Origin of the sequence: Pseudophaeobacter sp., from assembly GCF_039971195.1 — a bacterium.
GTDB lineage: Bacteria > Pseudomonadota > Alphaproteobacteria > Rhodobacterales > Rhodobacteraceae > Pseudophaeobacter.
In genome coordinates, this window is record NZ_JBDWPJ010000140.1 from 1 (window position 1) to 13,618 (window position 13,618).

18 protein-coding genes are annotated in these 13,618 nt (G+C 58.2%); 9 read left to right on the plus strand and 9 right to left on the minus strand.

Going from position 1 to position 13,618, the window contains the following annotated elements:
• The coding region (locus ABJP42_RS12140; protein WP_348340683.1) for an aminotransferase class I/II-fold pyridoxal phosphate-dependent enzyme at positions 1 to 571 on the minus strand (571 nt) is incomplete at its 3' end.
• A gap of 99 nt (positions 572 to 670) precedes the next feature.
• On the opposite strand from ABJP42_RS12140, the gene ABJP42_RS12145 reads away from it, so the two are divergent.
• From ABJP42_RS12145 to ABJP42_RS12155, 3 genes are all read left to right on the plus strand, one after another.
• Positions 671 to 1,072 carry a helix-turn-helix domain-containing protein gene (locus ABJP42_RS12145; protein ID WP_348340684.1) on the plus strand — a complete coding sequence of 134 codons (402 nt, stop codon included), beginning with the start codon at positions 671 to 673 and terminating at the stop codon, positions 1,070 to 1,072.
• Positions 1,073 to 1,081: 9 nt separating this feature from the next.
• Positions 1,082 to 1,351, plus strand: a complete 270-nt coding sequence (locus ABJP42_RS12150; protein ID WP_348340686.1) for an FAD assembly factor SdhE — start codon at positions 1,082 to 1,084, stop codon at positions 1,349 to 1,351.
• Between the two features lie 71 nt (positions 1,352 to 1,422).
• A complete protein-coding gene (locus tag ABJP42_RS12155; protein WP_173907544.1) occupies positions 1,423 to 1,920 on the plus strand; it encodes a MarR family winged helix-turn-helix transcriptional regulator in 498 nt (165 codons plus the stop codon).
• A gap of 328 nt (positions 1,921 to 2,248) precedes the next feature.
• Here the strand turns inward: ABJP42_RS12155 and ABJP42_RS12160 are convergent, their stop codons facing one another.
• Positions 2,249 to 2,677: a VOC family protein gene (locus ABJP42_RS12160; protein WP_348340689.1), complete on the minus strand. Its 429-nt coding sequence runs from the start codon at positions 2,675 to 2,677 to the stop codon at positions 2,249 to 2,251.
• A 340-nt stretch (positions 2,678 to 3,017) separates the two neighbouring features.
• On the opposite strand from ABJP42_RS12160, the gene ABJP42_RS12165 reads away from it, so the two are divergent.
• The gene (locus tag ABJP42_RS12165) at positions 3,018 to 3,851 is read left to right on the plus strand and encodes a thymidylate synthase (protein WP_348340691.1); all 834 of its coding nucleotides are present in this window, start codon (positions 3,018 to 3,020) and stop codon (positions 3,849 to 3,851) included.
• 84 nt (positions 3,852 to 3,935) lie between these two features.
• Positions 3,936 to 4,424, plus strand: coding sequence for a dihydrofolate reductase (locus ABJP42_RS12170; RefSeq protein ID WP_348340694.1), 489 nt, complete (start codon positions 3,936 to 3,938; stop codon positions 4,422 to 4,424).
• 50 nt (positions 4,425 to 4,474) lie between these two features.
• Here the strand turns inward: ABJP42_RS12170 and ABJP42_RS12175 are convergent, their stop codons facing one another.
• The gene (locus ABJP42_RS12175) at positions 4,475 to 4,681 is read right to left on the minus strand and encodes a cold-shock protein (protein WP_348340696.1); all 207 of its coding nucleotides are present in this window, start codon (positions 4,679 to 4,681) and stop codon (positions 4,475 to 4,477) included.
• Positions 4,682 to 4,898: 217 nt separating this feature from the next.
• On the opposite strand from ABJP42_RS12175, the gene ABJP42_RS12180 reads away from it, so the two are divergent.
• Positions 4,899 to 5,216 carry an ArsC/Spx/MgsR family protein gene (locus tag ABJP42_RS12180; protein WP_348340698.1) on the plus strand — a complete coding sequence of 106 codons (318 nt, stop codon included), beginning with the start codon at positions 4,899 to 4,901 and terminating at the stop codon, positions 5,214 to 5,216.
• A gap of 78 nt (positions 5,217 to 5,294) precedes the next feature.
• Here ABJP42_RS12180 and ABJP42_RS12185 read toward each other — a convergent pair whose 3' ends face one another.
• The 6 genes from ABJP42_RS12185 to ABJP42_RS12210 form a co-directional block, all read right to left on the minus strand.
• Positions 5,295 to 5,831, minus strand: a complete 537-nt coding sequence (locus ABJP42_RS12185) for a hypothetical protein (RefSeq protein WP_348340700.1) — start codon at positions 5,829 to 5,831, stop codon at positions 5,295 to 5,297.
• 4 nt (positions 5,832 to 5,835) lie between these two features.
• Positions 5,836 to 6,621: an HvfC/BufC N-terminal domain-containing protein gene (locus ABJP42_RS12190; RefSeq protein WP_348340702.1), complete on the minus strand. Its 786-nt coding sequence runs from the start codon at positions 6,619 to 6,621 to the stop codon at positions 5,836 to 5,838.
• A complete protein-coding gene (gene bufB, locus ABJP42_RS12195) occupies positions 6,618 to 7,508 on the minus strand; it encodes an MNIO family bufferin maturase (RefSeq protein ID WP_348340704.1) in 891 nt (296 codons plus the stop codon). Before bufB ends, ABJP42_RS12190 begins: the two co-directional genes overlap by 4 nt.
• Positions 7,509 to 7,654: 146 nt before the next feature.
• On the minus strand, positions 7,655 to 7,960 hold the full coding sequence (locus tag ABJP42_RS12200; RefSeq protein WP_348340706.1) for a BufA1 family periplasmic bufferin-type metallophore: 306 nt from the start codon (positions 7,958 to 7,960) through the stop codon (positions 7,655 to 7,657).
• 221 nt (positions 7,961 to 8,181) lie between these two features.
• Positions 8,182 to 10,128: a threonine--tRNA ligase gene (gene thrS, locus ABJP42_RS12205; RefSeq protein WP_348340708.1), complete on the minus strand. Its 1,947-nt coding sequence runs from the start codon at positions 10,126 to 10,128 to the stop codon at positions 8,182 to 8,184.
• Between the two features lie 165 nt (positions 10,129 to 10,293).
• On the minus strand, positions 10,294 to 11,301 hold the full coding sequence (locus ABJP42_RS12210; RefSeq protein WP_348340710.1) for an Lnb N-terminal periplasmic domain-containing protein: 1,008 nt from the start codon (positions 11,299 to 11,301) through the stop codon (positions 10,294 to 10,296).
• Positions 11,302 to 11,486: 185 nt separating this feature from the next.
• Here ABJP42_RS12210 and ABJP42_RS12215 point away from each other — a divergent pair, with 185 nt between their 5' ends.
• From ABJP42_RS12215 to ABJP42_RS12225, 3 genes are all read left to right on the plus strand, one after another.
• A complete protein-coding gene (locus tag ABJP42_RS12215; RefSeq protein WP_348340712.1) occupies positions 11,487 to 12,230 on the plus strand; it encodes an alpha/beta fold hydrolase in 744 nt (247 codons plus the stop codon).
• 11 nt (positions 12,231 to 12,241) lie between these two features.
• Positions 12,242 to 12,667, plus strand: a complete 426-nt coding sequence (locus ABJP42_RS12220) for a VOC family protein (protein ID WP_348340714.1) — start codon at positions 12,242 to 12,244, stop codon at positions 12,665 to 12,667.
• A gap of 202 nt (positions 12,668 to 12,869) precedes the next feature.
• On the plus strand, positions 12,870 to 13,610 hold the full coding sequence (locus ABJP42_RS12225) for an alpha/beta fold hydrolase (protein ID WP_348340716.1): 741 nt from the start codon (positions 12,870 to 12,872) through the stop codon (positions 13,608 to 13,610).
• Positions 13,611 to 13,618: the final 8 nt, after the last annotated feature.

Below are 13,618 nucleotides of genomic sequence, written 5' to 3' on the forward strand. Positions count from 1 at the left end.
CTGTCAGCGCTTTCAGCTCATCCCGGCTATAGCCGGCGCCGCTGGGGTTGGAAGGGGAGTTGAAGATGAACCATTTGGTTTGGGGGGTGATCGCCGCTTCCAGCTGTTCGGGCGTCAGTTTGAAATCTGTTTCGAGGCTGGCCTCAACCGCAACTGGGGTGCCCCCGGCCAGCAGCACCATATCCGGGTAGCTCACCCAATAGGGGGCGGGAATGATCACCTCATCTCCGGGGTTGAGGGTCGCCATCAGCGCATTATAGAGGGTCTGTTTGCCACCAGTTCCAACCGAGACCTGTGCGGGTTCATAGGTCAGGCCATTTTCGCGCAAAAACTTGGCGCAGATCGCCTGTTTCAGTTCGATGATACCATCGGGGGCGGTGTATTTTGTCTTGCCTGCGGCGATGGCCGCACAGGCCGCATCCTTGATGTTTTGCGGCGTGTCAAAATCCGGCTCACCGGCGCTTAACCCGATCACGGGACGGCCTGCGGCCTTCAGCTCGGCGGCGAGCGTTGAGATCGCAATGGAGGGCGACGGTTTTACACGCTCGAGGGTCTTGGAGAGGAAAGACATTACGGCTGGTCCCTGTTTGAATGTTCCTGGCAACTGTCATAGGGTGCCACTAAATCTCGATCAAGCAACATTGATACAGACCTGAACGGAGATGACATAATGTCTGACGAAACAACAGATTGGTTCGGACCAGAGGCCGCGACTTTTGGCGATCGTGTGGCTGCTGCCCGCGAGGCCGCCGACATGACGCAGGCGCAGCTTGCGCGTCGGCTTGGGGTCAAAAAAACCACTCTGATGGGCTGGGAGCAGGATCTGTCTGAACCGCGCGCCAATAAGCTGTCGATGGTCTCTGGCCTGCTCAATGTCTCCATGTCCTGGCTGTTGACCGGCGAAGGCGAGGGCATGACCGAGCCAAGCGAGATGGATATCGAAGTGGGCGATTTTGCCGGCATCCTGCAAGAGCTGCGCGCCCTGCGCAACGAGATGCGCAGCAATGCGGAACGCGCTGCCCGGCTGGAAAAGAAACTCCGCACCCTGGTGCAGAGCGCCGCCACCACGTGAGATCCTGATATGACTGAGCCGACAGAAACCTATGAGCACCGCCTGAAGCGTTTGAAAATGCGCTCCATGCGGCGTGGTATCAAAGAGATGGATATCTTGCTGACGGCCTATGCCGATGCCAACCTGCCGCGCATGGAGGCCAGCACGCTGGATCTCTATGATCAGCTCCTGCATGAAAATGATCAGGACCTTTATCAATGGGTGACGGGCCAGGTGGCGACGCCCAGCCCCTATGAAGCGCTGATCAAAGACATCGCACAAACGCATCAAACTAAATAAAAAACCAGCTTAACGCATTTTTGGGGAATTTTCTGCATTCTCTCCTGAGCAAACTCGAGTCGGAGATGCGAATGAGTATGGAAATGCCAATTGGCCAGCAGGACCGCAAAGGGTTCATGACTGGTTACCTTGAAGCGCTGGCGCTGGTGGAACGACTTCACCGGCTGTTGCTGGACGTGATCAAGGATGAGTTTGAGCGCGTAGGCGTTCTGGAAATCAACGCGGTGCAGGCACTGCTTTTGTTCAACGTAGGTGACAATGAGGTCACCGCCGGCGAACTGAAAAGCCGTGGCTACTATCAGGGCAGCAATGTCAGCTATAATCTGAAAAAGCTGGTTGAGCTGGACTATATGCACCATCAGCGTTGCGAGATTGACCGTCGCTCTGTTCGGGTTCGCCTGACACCGCGCGGTCGTGAGATCCGCGATATTGTTGCGGGCCTCTTTGCACGTCACGCCGAAGGTCTAGAGGGCAAGGATGTTATCAGCCGCGAAGGCATTGCTGACATCACAGGCTCGCTGAAGCGCGTGGAGCGCTATTGGTCGGATCAGATCCGCTATATCTACTAAACAGCGGCTTTGGGACTCAGGTCCCTGAGCAAAGACTTATGGGGTGCAAGAATTGCGCTACCACACACCAAAAACATTGGTTTGACTGTTTTGCAGTTGCATCCAGCTTGAAGAAATCGAGTTCGCTATAGATCGCATCGTCTTGATCCAAAAGGATCGGCGGTGCGTTTTTAGTTTTGGCACAGGCTCATTCAGCGCCGTTTCATTTGGCCCTGCATTGCCAGGCTGCGCTGTGCCCTCGTGTTTTGCACCCTTGCTAGGGGCGGTGATGCCGAAGTCAAAACCCCGACACCACGTGCCCGTTCAGCAAAGTCCCAGAACAGCGCGCCTACCAGTGGCCGGTATTGCCCATGGTGGTCCAGGGCTCTGCTGGCTCCAGCGCCTCGCCATTTTGCAAAAGCTCGATCGAGATATTGTCAGGCGAACGGATAAAGGCCATGCGGCCGTCATGGGGCGGGCGATTAATGGTCACACCATTGTCCTGCAGGAACTGGCAGGTCTCGTAGATATTGTCGACGCCATAGGCCAGATGGCCAAAATGACGGCTATCGCTTGGCAGCCCGTCATCACCATCCCAGTTGTAGGTCAGCTCCACCGGAGTTTCCTCTTGGCCAGGGGCCGCAAGATAAAGCAGGGTGAAGCGGCCTTTTTCACTGTCGTAGCGGCGGGTTTCCCGCAGACCAAGGAGTTCGTAAAAGGCTCTGGATTTTTCCAGGTCTTTCACCCGAACCATTACGTGCAGATAAGTGAGCGCCATGCGCGAGCATCCTCAAAGGTTGAAACACCCCGGCGCACAGGCTTGTGGGCCAGCCACCGGATCCGGGTGTTTGTGGGTCAGATAGATCTGGCCTCACTATAGGCGCAAACAAATCGATTCGCAGAGCCAGAAGCCACGATCTTTTGAGGGACCCAACGGCACAAAGAGGCAAAGCTTTGTGACCTGACCTGGTGTTTTGTTCCTTGCGAGCCGATCCGTCTGGCGCTTTGCTGCGCCCTTTCGTCCACAAGGGGATGTGGCCGCCGCGGCGGACTTGCTAAATGTTGATGCGCAGAGCTATAGCTGTGGCACAGCTATCCAGCCTCGGAGAGGGACCACAGTGCAGAAATATCACGCGGCTTTGCGCCAGATTCTGGAAACCGGAGTGTCCAGCAGTGACCGCACCGGAACCGGCACAATTTCCTGTTTTGGCATGCAGGCACGCTATCCGCTGGCGGATGGCTTTCCCCTCGTCACCACCAAGAAACTGCACCTGCGGTCGATCATCCACGAACTGCTCTGGTTCCTATCTGGCGATACCAATATCAAATACCTCAAGGACAACGGTGTTTCGATCTGGGATGAATGGGCCGATGAAAATGGCGACCTTGGGCCGGTATACGGCCATCAGTGGCGCAGTTTCCCTAAGCTGGAACTGGCTCCGGGAACCACGGGCGATGAACCGCTGTACCGGGCCGGGACTGTGGACCAGATCACGGACCTGATCGAGATGATCAAAACCAGTCCGGACAGTCGCCGCCTGATTGTTTCAGCCTGGAACCCTGCGGATGTGCCAGAAATGGCGCTGCCGCCCTGCCATACCCTGTGGCAGGTGCGCATTCTTGGCGGCAAACTGCACCTGCAGCTCTATCAGCGCTCGGCAGATATGTTCCTTGGGGTGCCGTTCAATATCGCCTCTTATGCTTTGTTGCAGCTGATGCTGGCCCATGTCACCGGCTATGAACCGGGGGATTTCATCCATACCCTGGGGGATGCGCATATCTATTCCAACCACCAGGATCAGGTCGCCCTGCAGCTGTCACGCGAGCCCAAACCCCTGCCGCAGATCCGCATCAAAGGTGAGGTCACTTCGATCTTTGATTTTACCTATGAGGATTTTGAAGTTCTGGGATATGATCCGGATCCCGGCATCAAGGCGCCCGTCGCGGTGTGATGCGGTCGAACCCGTCTCATCCTGAGCAATCCATTCTTTGGGCGCGGCCCCAAGGCCGCTCCCTTGTTTTAAGGCAGACCCTCCATGATTACTCTGATTGTTGCCCGCGACCGCAATGGCGCCATTGGCAAGGACAACACTATTCCCTGGCGAGCCCCAGAAGACCTGAAGGCTTTCCAGCGCGAGACCCTTGGTGGGGCAGTGATCATGGGGCGCAATACCTGGGATAGCCTGCCTTTTAGGCCGTTGAAAAATAGATTGAACCTGGTGGTCTCTTCCAACCCGGCAGCAGCGGATGAGGTCTATTCATCCGTCGCCAAGGCCATCAAGGCCGCTTATGCTCAGGGCTATCGTCGGGTCTATGGCATTGGTGGTGCCGGCATCTACCGTGAGATGTTGCCGCTCGCGGATCGGCTTTTGATCACCGAAGTCGCCATCGAGGTCGAAGAGGCTGATACGCATTTCCCCGAGATCCAGCCAGATCAGTGGCGCCATCACGGCACAACTGATCTGCGCAGCGCTGATCCGGCCTGCACGATGGTAGAATACCTGCGCATTCCGGCCTCTGGCTGAGGGCCGGAACTAGCCCTCATCAGGCTGCAATTGGCTGTTTTGCGGTGGATCTAAGCGAGTTTGATATCGCTGGCCATCTGTCGCCCGTCTCGCCCTTCGGTGAGCTCGTATTCAACTTTCATGTTGTCTTCGAGACCGGTCAGACCGGATCGTTCTACTTGTGAGATATGTACAAATACGTCATTGCCGCCACCCTCGGGGGCGATGAATCCAAAACCTTTGGTGGTGTTAAACCATTTCACGGTGCCACTTGGCATTTCCCGTGTCTCCTTCTAACTTGCGTGTTGTTCTGGGCAGCCCAGTTATTATGGGTCTTGTTCCCCTCTCCTGGCCCGCGCTAATCCTTGGGCGGCGTCTTTCGCTAGAGGGTCACTTGACCACAGGGGCAACTGTTGCATGCCAAAAAAATAAATCAAGTGGGTAGGGCGCATTCGCTCATAGATTGTGCTGATCCCGCACCGGGAAGAGAAATAGATGATCCTATATGGGCTGAAAAACTGTGACATCTGCCGCAAGGCTTTGAAACAACTCCCCGAGTGCCGCCTTAGGGATGTGCGCGCAGAGGGCGTCCCAGCGGAGATTCTGACCCAGGCACTGGCACAGTTTGGCGACAAGCTGGTGAATACCCGCTCCACGACCTGGCGTGGGTTGAGCAATGAAGACCGCATCCGCGCGCCGCTGGATCTGCTGCAAGAACACCCGGCGCTGATGAAGCGACCCTTGATTCAACACGGGGAAGAGCTGTTCTTGGGCTGGGACAAACCCACACAGGCCGCGCTGGGGCTGGCCTGAAAAATTGGATCTAGCAGAGATAGAAAAGGCGCCGCTGCTTGTGCAGGGCGCCTTTTGATTTGGCTGTTTTGATGGGGCCTATGCGGTGGCGGGTGCCATCACACGGCGCAGAATGGCATCCAGTGACAGGGCGCCTGCGCCTTTGAACAGCAAAACCAGCAGCAGGAAACTCCACATCACCCGCTGATCAATCAGGCCGATGCTGTTGTCAAACAGGCTACCTAGCTTAACGCCATGGCCGGTGACATCAACAATGGTTTGCACCCAGATAAACCCGATGGTGCCAAGCGCCGCGAGCCGAGTCAGCAGGCCAAGGAGGATCAAGGCAGGCAACACATATTCCGCAACGGTGCCGCCAAAGATCACCAATCGCTGCAGGATATTCAGCTGTGACACATCATAAAGCACCTCTTCGGCGGCCCTGGGGAAGATCTGGCCAAAGGCACCGGCAGAGGGCGAAAAGATCGAACCATCAATCTTGAGACCGGCGGAGTTCCAGTAATAGACCAGCAAAACGGCAGCAAAGACAAGACGCGCCAGGGTGGGGACAATAAAATCCGATGATTTATCAAGCCTGTCGGCAAGGGAAGTGTACATGGAGACAACTGCGTGCATGGCGTTACCTTCTGCTTTCTAATCCAGTTATTGCACCGCCCTGCAACAGCAGGGTCAGCGGGGGTCCAAGGTCAAAATCTGTGTCCAATTGCATTGCCTGCTCAAGTGCCTCGCCAATGCTGGCGCCCTCTTGCAACGCAGAAACCCAGCGGGCCTCGGCGGCGGACAATACCTGCGGTACAGGATCAAATTCGGCTCGGGTGATCAGTACATTCTGCGCACCGGTCTGTGGCGGAGGCGCTCCGGCCTCGGTGTTCATCAGCCAGATGGCATGGATCGGCCAAGGGGAGCACAGTAGCTGCACAGCTGGGGCCAGGGTAACGGCGGCGGCGAGCAGGTCATGTTCGGACTGGCTGGCGAGGAGTTGTGGGTCAATGGGCTCTGCGTCGGCGGCATGATAGGCTTGGCGCAGGGCCAGCTCTAACCGGGCAATATCGCCAAGGTAACCAAGGTGGTTCAGCTGCGCCATACCTTCGAGAAAGGTCGGAAATTCAGCGCCATAGAACATCATCAGCGGCGAGCTGGGGGGATGGGCGCGCAGAAAGATGCCTGCCAGACCATCCATGTTTTCACGCCCAAGCAATTTGGTAATGACCGGAAAGGCGCTGTGCATCGCCTCGGTCAAAGAGACCGCAACATTGTTGCGGTAGACCGAAAACCGGCGCCCCGCGGGGGTATTGTCCTGATCCACCAGCCCCAGGGGCACAGGTGCTGATGCTTCCATCACGGCACGGGTGAAACTGGCCTGATCGACCAGTGCTGCGCCATCTTTGAGGTCCAGAATTGTCATGCGGAGACTTTGCTTTGCACAGGCTGGCCTGTTGTCGTGGGCAGGCTGGACAGTGCAAAAGCCGCGCGTTCGGCCTCGGCCGCCAGCAGGGGCCAGTCCGGCACATCATTATCCCATTCGATGAGCAGGGGTTTGGCCCCTGCGCGCTCCAGCGTGTAGTCCAAAAGGGCCCAGACCGGATCCACCACCGCGCGGCCATGGCTGTCGATCAGCAGTGGGCGGCCCTGATCATCGCTGTCTTCGTCATGGCCGCTAAGGTGAATCTCGCCAACCTGGTTGAGCGCAAAGGCATCGATGTAGCCCTGTGGTGAAAACTCCAGATTGGTGGCCGAGACAAAGACGTTGTTCACGTCCAATAGCAGGCCACAACCGGTGCGGCGGCTGATCTCGGACAGGAATTCCGGCTCGGACCAGGTGCTTTCGGTAAAGGCGAGATAGCTGGAAGGGTTTTCCAGCAGCATGGGGCGGCCAATCACCTCTTGCAGCTGGTCGATATGGCTGCAGACGCGGCTCAGAGTGTCATTGGTATAGGGCAGTGGCAGCAGGTCATTGTAGAAATGTCCGTCATGGGTCGACCAGGCGAGATGTTCGGAAAAACTGGCCGGATTCAGCCAGCCTACCAGATGCTTCAATCGGGCGAGATGTTCTGCATCCAGCGGCGCCTCGCCGCCAATCGATAGGCCAACGCCGTGCACGGAAATGGAAAATCTCTCGGCCAGGTGGCGCAGCTGCGCCAAGGGGCGGCCGCCCTCTCCCATGTAGTTTTCCGCATGGATTTCCAGCCATTGTACCGGATCCGCATTCTCCATGATCTCGGCAAAATGCTGTGGCTTGTAGCCGACACCGGGCGCATCCGGCAGGGAGCCTGTGGCTGATGTCTCAAACATGGCGGATCTCACGAAGCGGGATAGATCAGTAGGGCGGCCTTTGTGGCTCGCCGAGCAGGGGCAGTTGATCGCAGTGGATCAATTGGTGGGTCAAGAGGGCAGGAGGTTGGCTTCCGCCCTCTTGAAGGGGAGTTCAGCGGGCGGCCTTATGCGGGCAGATCACGCTCCAGCGCGTCGAGCGAGCCCGCACGCTTGCCACCATCGGCGAGGTCGGGCAGGTCGATATCGGCGCAGGTGCCGGAATCTACCAGGGTCCAGGCGTTGCCTTGGTAATCTACGGTCGAAGTGCCTGCGCAGGTGGTGCCAGGACCGGCGGCGCAATCATTCTGACCAGCCAGCGAAACGCCGTAGCATTTTTCCTTGGTGCCGGCGGCGGCGGGCATGGTGGCGGCTGCGGTCAGAGCGGCGGCAACGGCGCCTGCAACGGCGAGAGATTTGGAAGTTTTCGACATCTCATGAATTCCTTCTGATTGGGCTTGCGCTGTCTTGGTGACACAAGAAACCTAACCCGAGGTTCTCTGGAGTTTAAGTCACGAGCGCGTGTCTCACAGTCGCGTTAGCCGGTGTGACCGAGCTGCGACCTTTAGGGCTATGTAAATAAGGAGAAAAACGGGATGTTGAAACAAAACGGCCCCCAAATGGGGGCCGCTTTAGGTCTGATTTGCGGAAAATGTTACAAAAGGTCGGGTGGGGTAGCTTCCAGTCCAAGCGCCTTTGTAACATTCTCGAGACTGTCCACACGGGTCTGTTTTTCGCCCAAACGGCGGATCGACACGGTGCGCTCTTCGACTTCGCGGTGGCCGATCGCCAGAATCACAGGCACCTTGCCCAGCGAATGCTCGCGGACCTTGTAGTTGATCTTTTCGTTGCGAATATCGGCCTCGGCCAGAACGCCGACGCCGCGCAGGGCTTCCACAACCTCCTGCACATAGTCATCAGACTCCGAGGTGATGGAGGCGACAACAACCTGGCGCGGGGCCAGCCAGAATGGCAGCTTGCCGGCGTGTTCTTCGATTAGAATGCCAATGAAACGCTCAAACGAGCCCAGGGTGGCGCGGTGTAGCATCACAGGCAGATGTTTGTTGCCGTCCTGACCGATGTAGCTGGCCTCAAGCCTTTCAGGCATGTTGGTATCCACCTGCAGAGTGCCGCACTGCCAGTTCCTGCCAATGGCATCTGTCAGAGTGAACTCCAGCTTGGGGCCATAAAAGGCACCTTCGCCGGGCAACAGCTCGAATTCATAGCCGGCTGCATTGCAGGCATCGCCTAGGGATTTTTCCAACATGTCCCAGGTCTCATCCGAACCGATCCGTTTCTCCGGACGGGTCGACAGCTTGATGGTCCAGTCGTTGAAGCCAAGGTCAGCGTAGACCCGAGCGAGGAAGGCGATGAATTTCTTGGTCTCGTCTTCGATCTGGTCCATGGCGCAGAAGATATGGCCATCGTCCTGCGTAAAGCCACGCACCCGCATAATGCCGTGCAGCGCCCCTGAGGGCTCATAGCGGTTGCACGAGCCAAATTCGGCAAGGCGCAGTGGTAGATCGCGGTAGGATTTGAGACCCTGGTTGAACACCTGAACATGGCAGGGGCAGTTCATCGGCTTCAGCGCATTGACGGCTTTTTCGCGGGCATGATCCTCGTCTACTTCGACGATGAACATGTTTTCCTGGTATTTGTCCCAGTGGCCGGATTTCTCCCAGAGCTTGCGGTCGACCACCTGAGGGGTGTTGACCTCTTGGTAGCCATCGCGGTTTTGCATGCGGCGCATGTAGTCCTGTAGGGTGGTGTAGACACGCCAGCCATTGGGATGCCAGAAGATCTGACCGGGTGCCTCTTCCTGCATATGGAACAACTGCATTTCGCGGCCCAGCTTGCGGTGGTCGCGTTTGGCAGCTTCTTCCAGCATATTCAGATGGGCTTTCAGCTTTTCCTTGCCGGTGAAAGCAACGCCGTAGATCCGCTGCAGCATGGCGCGGTCACTGTCACCGCGCCAATAGGCGCCGGCAATGGACATCAGTTTGAAGGCATCGCCCGGCAGTTGCCCGGTATGCTGCAGGTGCGGACCACGACACAGATCCTGCCAATCGCCATGCCAGTACATGCGCAGCGGCTCGTCCCCGGGAATGGCCTCGATCAGCTCGACCTTATAGGGTTCATCATTGGCGGTGTAGAAATCAATCGCCCGCTGACGTTCCCAGACCTCGGTTCTGACAGGCTCGCGCTTGTTGATGATTTCCTTCATCTTTTTCTCGATGACGCCGAGGTCTTCGGGGGTGAAGGGCTCGGCGCGGTCAAAATCGTAGTACCAGCCGTTTTCAATGACCGGGCCAATGGTGACTTTGGTGTCGGGCCAGATCTCCTGCACGGCGCGGGCCATGACATGCGCTAGGTCGTGGCGGATCAGCTCGTTGGCCTGCGCTTCGTCCTTGAGGGTATGCAGGGCAATGCTGGCATCCTGTTGGATCGGCCATTGCAGGTCCCAGTGCTGGCCATCCAGGGTGGCAGAGATTGCCTTTTTACCAAGGGAGGTCGAGATGGAAGCGGCAACTTCGGCTGCGGTGACGCCAGCGTCATAGTCGCGTGCATTGCCATCGGGGAATGTGAGAGAGATTTGGGCCATGGTCTGGCTGCTCCTCGTCGGTTTGGCGCCCACTGAACGCCCGGTTGCGGGTTATGTGATAGGGGTGATGTCGCAGGAGATTTGAGGGCTGTCAAGATGGCGAGGGGCCAGCCCCTCGCGCTCCCCGGGATATTTGTGGCCAATTGAAAGGGGGGGGAGGCTGGTTTAGTTCTCCAAAGGCGAAGGCACGCCCTCGCGCACCATGGTGGAATAGTCCGGGGTGAGCCCATGGGCCTTGGCGCGGGCAGTGATACGCCCCTGTTCGATCAGGGCTTGCAGCGGCAGGCGGCTGTCCAGAACCCCGGCATCATAGGCATAGTGCGGCAGGTAGCCATTGGCCAGAACGCGCCAGTCCAGCGGGACCTCGCCAACAATGGTGCGGATCATCTGAAACACCACTGTGGTGCAATTGGTGAAGAGCGAGTTGTACCATTGCGGGCGCTGTGCAAGCCGGTTGGAGGCGGCGACATATTGCAACAACAGAGCGCGGGCCTTTTCCGGCGTAGTGTTGATCCGAAACAGCTGCACGTCTTCGCCTCGGGCATTGGTGCGGGTGCCGACCAGGTCGCGCTCATCCGCGGCGACAATCGACAGGGTGTTGGTTTTGAACATATCGGCAACGGGAGAGAAGCCACCGCCGATCTGGCGGCGCACCTCGACAGACCAGGCGATCTGTTCGCCGGTGCTGAAGCCAAAGCTGACAATCATATGGGCCATGGCCGGGCCGGACCAGTAGGACATAAACAGATCGACGCTTTGCAATTGGTCGAGGTCGTAGCTGCGGCCCTCCCAGTTGACGTCAAAATCTGTGGGGCTGCGCCAGGTGAAGTTGCGGACATCTGTGAGAGTGAGGGTGGAGCTGTCGATCTGGCCGGTGACCTGCCGCGCCACATCAGGCGCCCAGTTGCGGGTGCTGGGAGGGGTGATGGTCATCCACCATGTGGTCACCGCCGCGAGGGCCAGACAAAAGGTGGCAAGGGCGCGCAGCCGTCGTGGGCGGAAGAGGCCAATGATCACTGCGAGGCCCAGAATTGCAAACCCGAGGGCAAACCCAAGGCGCAGCATCTCGCCAAAAGGCAGCCGGTACCACAGCGCCAAGGCAGCCCAGAGGCTGGCAATGGCCACCAGAAGGGACAACATAATCAAAAAGATGGTGCGCATAACGCCTGTCATGTTCTGGCCCCGGATCTGTGGTGCAAAATTCCACGCACCCTAGGCGCAGTCCTTTGGCGGAGCAAGTCTGGTAGGTCTGATGTTTTGCAGAAGCCTTTCCTCGGGCGGTTTTGACAGAGGAGAGTTTGCAATTGCGGCGCTGCCGCCTGCATGGCACATCTTGGGCGCAACAGGGAGAGCGGGACATGACGGCACCAAAGTTTCTGACCACCAGCGCAGGGCGCAAAATTGCCTATCACCACCATACGGGAAAGGGGCCGACCCTGATCTTCCTAGGCGGCTTGAAGTCGGACATGGAAGGCACCAAAGCGGTGCATCTGGAGGCCTGGGCCCGGGCGCGCGGGCAGGCCTTCCTGCGGTTTGATTATTCTGGCCATGGCGAAAGTTCTGGCACTTTTGAGGAGGGCTGCATTGGTGATTGGCACCAAGATTCCCTGGCCACAGTGACAGAATTGACCGAGGGGCCAGTGGTGGTTGTGGGCTCCTCGATGGGAGGCTGGCAGGCGCTGTTGCTGGCCAAGGCCATTCCGGACCGGATCTGTGGCATGGTGACGGTGGCCGCAGCACCTGATTTTACCGAGGATGGCTATTGGGCCAGTTTTGACGCGGCGCAGAAGGCCGAACTGGAGACCCGTGGTTATGTGGAACTGCCCAGCGACTATATGGAGCCTTATCGCATCAGCAAGCGGATGATCGAGGATGGCCGCACACGTCTGGTTCTGCGCGATCCCTTGGATCTGCCCTTTCCGCTGCGCTGCCTGCAAGGTACGGCGGATACGGCCGTCTCTACTGAAACAGCTCTGCGGCTGCTAAGCCATGCCAATTGCACCGATATGCGGCTCACGCTGGTCAAGGACGCGGATCACCGGTTTTCAGACGAGCCCTGTCTGGCCCTGATCGAAGCCGCTGTTTTGGAGGTGATGGGATAATGGAGCGGAAAATGGAACAGCGCGTAAGCCTGATCACACTGGGGGTGCCAGACATCTCAAAGGCGGCTGAGTTCTATAGCGCGCTGGGCTGGCAGCGGGCCGACAGCCCCGACGGCGTTATTGCCTTTGATCTGATCTCGCAGACGCTGGGGCTTTATCCTTTGGACAAGCTGGCCGAAGACATCGGCCTGCCGGTAGAGGCGCTTGGCACCGGTGCGATGACCCTCAGTCACAACACCCGCTCCGCCAAAGAGGTGGATGAATTGATGGCGCTGGCTATTGCCGCAGGGGCTGAGGTTCTGCGCCCAGCCGGAGAGGTGTTCTGGGGCGGCTACATCGGCTATTTTCGCACACCGGATGGCCATATCTGGGAACTGGCGCATAACCCGTTTTCGCCTCTGTCGCCTGAGGGCGCCTTTTGCTGGAATGGCTATTGAAACTGGCGAGTTAAAATGGCGCTTCAGGCAAAGGCTCCACGCGGCAAATAAAAGACTGTGGCGAAGGCGAGGGTGAAATGCCACTTGCTCCTGACGCAAAGTCACCGCAAGAGTGATATGACAAAGGTCGTTCCAGTGTGGGTCTCTGTGGTAGGGGTCATCGAGAAATGCGCCGGAATTCAATGGGTAAAGGGCTGTTGCTATGGAGCAATCGGGGAATTGGGGGCGCGAGCCAGTGGTCTTGCTGCCGGGCATGATGTGCGATGCGCGAGTCTTTGCGCCGCAGATCCAAGCCCTGTCCGCCCAGGCTCCGGTTATGGTGGCACCACTGCATGGTGGTGCCCGCGTGGAAGATATCGCCAATCATATCCTGACCATGCTGCCAGAGCGCTTTGCCCTGGCCGGTCTGTCAATGGGGGGCATTGTTGCGCTGGAGATCCTGCGCCGCGCACCGGGGCGGATCACCCGTCTGTGCCTGATGGCAACGACACCGCTGTCGGAAACGCCGGATCAGGCCGCCATGCGCGAGCCGCTGATCATCAGCGCCCGGACCGGCGGGCTGGAAAAGGCCCTGCAACAATCGCTGCCACCGGACGTTCTGGCACCGGGGACCCGCCGTATGGAGATCCTCAACCTGGTGCGCCAGATGGGGCTGGACCTGGGGCCAGAGCTGTTTGTCGACCAAAGCCGCGCCCTGCAGCGCCGGTTGGATCAGCAGGCCACGGCGCGGCGCTGTCAGGTGCCGACTTTGATCATGTGCGGGGAATATGACCGCCTGACGCCGGTCAAACGCCATGAATTTCTGGCCGAGCTGATCCCGCATGCCGGTTTGGAAGTGATCGCAGGGGCCGGGCATCTGCCGGGTTTGGAACAGCCAGAGGCGGTCAATCAAGCCCTGCTGAACTGGCTGGTGGCCCCGACCAGTGATGCCGTACCAGACTGAAATTAAAG

Bases quoted from the DNA above. Each gene is read 5' to 3' on its own strand.
- ABJP42_RS12145 (WP_348340684.1), top strand. From the start codon at position 671: ATGTCTGACGAAACAACAGATTGGTTCGGACCAGAGGCCGCGACTTTT.
- ABJP42_RS12150 (WP_348340686.1), top strand. From the start codon at position 1,082: ATGACTGAGCCGACAGAAACCTATGAGCACCGCCTGAAGCGTTTGAAA.
- ABJP42_RS12155 (WP_173907544.1), top strand. From the start codon at position 1,423: ATGAGTATGGAAATGCCAATTGGCCAGCAGGACCGCAAAGGGTTCATG.
- ABJP42_RS12160 (WP_348340689.1), bottom strand. From the start codon at position 2,677: ATGGCGCTCACTTATCTGCACGTAATGGTTCGGGTGAAAGACCTGGAA.
- ABJP42_RS12170 (WP_348340694.1), top strand. From the start codon at position 3,936: ATGATTACTCTGATTGTTGCCCGCGACCGCAATGGCGCCATTGGCAAG.
- ABJP42_RS12175 (WP_348340696.1), bottom strand. From the start codon at position 4,681: ATGCCAAGTGGCACCGTGAAATGGTTTAACACCACCAAAGGTTTTGGA.
- ABJP42_RS12180 (WP_348340698.1), top strand. From the start codon at position 4,899: ATGATCCTATATGGGCTGAAAAACTGTGACATCTGCCGCAAGGCTTTG.
- ABJP42_RS12185 (WP_348340700.1), bottom strand. From the start codon at position 5,831: ATGCACGCAGTTGTCTCCATGTACACTTCCCTTGCCGACAGGCTTGAT.
- ABJP42_RS12190 (WP_348340702.1), bottom strand. From the start codon at position 6,621: ATGACAATTCTGGACCTCAAAGATGGCGCAGCACTGGTCGATCAGGCC.
- bufB (WP_348340704.1), bottom strand. From the start codon at position 7,508: ATGTTTGAGACATCAGCCACAGGCTCCCTGCCGGATGCGCCCGGTGTC.
- ABJP42_RS12200 (WP_348340706.1), bottom strand. From the start codon at position 7,960: ATGTCGAAAACTTCCAAATCTCTCGCCGTTGCAGGCGCCGTTGCCGCC.
- thrS (WP_348340708.1), bottom strand. From the start codon at position 10,128: ATGGCCCAAATCTCTCTCACATTCCCCGATGGCAATGCACGCGACTAT.
- ABJP42_RS12210 (WP_348340710.1), bottom strand. From the start codon at position 11,301: ATGACAGGCGTTATGCGCACCATCTTTTTGATTATGTTGTCCCTTCTG.
- ABJP42_RS12215 (WP_348340712.1), top strand. From the start codon at position 11,487: ATGACGGCACCAAAGTTTCTGACCACCAGCGCAGGGCGCAAAATTGCC.
- ABJP42_RS12220 (WP_348340714.1), top strand. From the start codon at position 12,242: ATGGAACAGCGCGTAAGCCTGATCACACTGGGGGTGCCAGACATCTCA.
- ABJP42_RS12225 (WP_348340716.1), top strand. From the start codon at position 12,870: ATGGAGCAATCGGGGAATTGGGGGCGCGAGCCAGTGGTCTTGCTGCCG.